This is a genomic window from Dietzia sp. E1, from assembly GCF_014145015.1.
Lineage (GTDB): Bacteria > Actinomycetota > Actinomycetes > Mycobacteriales > Mycobacteriaceae > Dietzia > Dietzia cinnamea_A.
In genome coordinates this window covers 1-2,164 of the sequence record NZ_JAALDU010000437.1, presented here as the reverse complement: position 1 = coordinate 2,164, position 2,164 = coordinate 1, and the positions used below count along the sequence as shown (strand labels likewise).

Annotated in this window: 2 protein-coding genes; both read left to right on the top strand. The window is 74.2% G+C overall.

Annotated features, from left to right (window positions below):
• The first annotated feature begins 33 nt into the window (after positions 1-33).
• Positions 34-921 carry a glycerophosphodiester phosphodiesterase family protein gene (locus tag G6030_RS13580; protein ID WP_182643486.1) on the top strand — a complete coding sequence of 296 codons (888 nt, stop codon included), beginning with the start codon at positions 34-36 and terminating at the stop codon, positions 919-921.
• A 71-nt stretch (positions 922-992) separates the two neighbouring features.
• Positions 993-1,901 carry a DUF5926 family protein gene (locus G6030_RS13575; protein WP_182643485.1) on the top strand — a complete coding sequence of 303 codons (909 nt, stop codon included), beginning with the start codon at positions 993-995 and terminating at the stop codon, positions 1,899-1,901.
• Positions 1,902-2,164 lie beyond the last annotated feature (263 nt).

Genomic DNA, 2,164 nt, shown 5'->3' with positions numbered 1-2,164 from the left:
GTGGAGGCGTCCGCCACCCGGAAGGAATGAGACGTGACGGTCCCCGCGACCACCCACCTGCCCTCACCCGTCTCCACCCGAAGCGGCGTCGTCGCCCACCGCGGCGCCTCGGCCGAATACCCCGAACTCACCCGCGTCGCCTACCAGCAGGCCCTCGACCAGGGCGCGGAGGCGCTCGAGGTGGACATCCGCCTCACCGCCGACGGCGTCCCGGTCCTGCTCCACGACCCGCGCACCACGCGCGTCGGTGACAGGGACCTGTGGGTCCACTCCGCCACCCTCGACCAGATCGCGGCTCTCGACGTGGGCTCCTGGCACCCGGTCCACCGCAGGCCCGAGCCGGTCATGACCCTGCGCAGTTTCCTCGTGATGGCCGAGGCGTATCCCCGCGTCCGCCTGTTCCTCGAGACCAAGCACCCCGTGCCCACCGGCGGGCGCGTCGAGACCGCGCTGCGCGACGAGCTCCGGTACTTCGGGCTGGACCGGGCCGCGTGCTTCGCCGAGTCGCGCGCGGTGATGATGAGCTTCTCCGTCTCCGCCGTCCGCCGGTTCCGGCAGTTGGCGCCGGACGTGCCGACCGTGCAGCTTCGCGAGCGGCGCAACGTCTTCAAGTCGTGGCCCGCCGAGGGGTTCGGTGCCCAGCTGATGGGGCCGAGCATCAGCGCGCTGCGGGCCCGGCCGTGGCTGGTCGAGTACTGGCGGTCGCGGGGGATGGGCACCTACTGCTGGACCGTCGACGATCCCGTCGACCTCCTCCTGTGTCGCGATCTGGGCGTCGACTGGGTGGGCACCAACGTGCCGGCGCGGGCGCTGACCGTCCTCGACGGCGCGACGCCGCCGACGGAGGGGCCCGCGGACGGGGCCGCCGCCGGCGTGCCGAGTGAGGCGACGCGGGGCCTGCCGGGTGATCCGGGGGCATAGGGGCCGGCACCGACCGGCCGACTCGCCGGTCCGGCGGGCACCTGACGAAGACGCACCGTATCGTGGTGACCGTGGGTAGACGGAACAGGCACAACGAGCCCAAGGCCGGCGGCAACCGCCAGGCCAAGATCGCCGCACGCGCGGCCGAGCGGGAGGAACTCAGCGTCGAGCCGCGGCCGTTCGCCGGGTTCGCCGGTGAGTGCGACATGGTGGCGATGCGCGAGTTCGTGCCGTCAGCCACGGCGAAGCTGACCACGGTCGGGGGCGACCGCGAGGTGACGTTGGCGACGGTCCTGCCCGGCGCGATCGCTGCGCTCGTCCGCGACGACGAACTCGGCGGCGAGGCGATGGTCGGCCTGCAGGTGCAGGTCCACGGCCCCGATCCGGCGGCCGATCTGGCGTTCGCGATCGACTGGGCGGGCCGCGCCGGCGGCGGGGAGACGCTCACCTCGTCGCACCCGACCGGGTCGACGCCGTCGCTGGCGGACGTCGTGGTGAAGGACGCCCCGCTGGAGATCGTCGTGCACGACGACTTCTCCTGGTGGGTGGCCGAGGGCGTGCAGGTCGCCCCCGAGATCGAGCAGGCGGTCCGCAACGCCAACGAGGTCATGATGCCGTCGGCGCGCGTGGAGGCGGACGGCATCGAGGCCGCGTGGTGGGTCGACGCCGGCGAGAAGGCGCACATCCGCTGGGTCCGGCCCGAGGACGAGGACGCGCTGTTCGAGGCGCTGGCCCGGGTCCACGCGGTCGGTGGGCTGCACCTCGGCGAGGGGTCCCGTTTCGCCGGGTCCTTCCGCACGCACGGGGTGTTGGTGCCGGTGTTCGACCTGGACCGCGAGATGCACCACCAGGAGTGGGCGCCGGGTCTGCAGGAGCTCGACGCGCGGTTGCGCGAGGCGCTCGCGAACGACGCCCCGCTCACCTCCGAGGAGCGGTCGTCCCGCGACGGGCTGCGCGCCCGGCAGGTGACCCTCCGCTAACAGTCCCGCGCGGCACGGACCCCCGACGGGGCGTCGTGCGTTCTAGGATCCCCTCGGGTGGCGACCACGGCCGCCCACGACGCGATGCGTCGACCCGGGACGATCCGAGGGGGTGGGGCGGGTGGCCAACCGGCCGACCAGGGGCGACGACGACGAGACGTCCCGCCTCCCCGAGGTGACGGTCCCGCCGTGGCTGCGGACCGGGCCGGGCCCGGAGCCCTCGCTCCCGGGCGTGCCCGCGGTCGACCGGTCCGCGGGTGTGG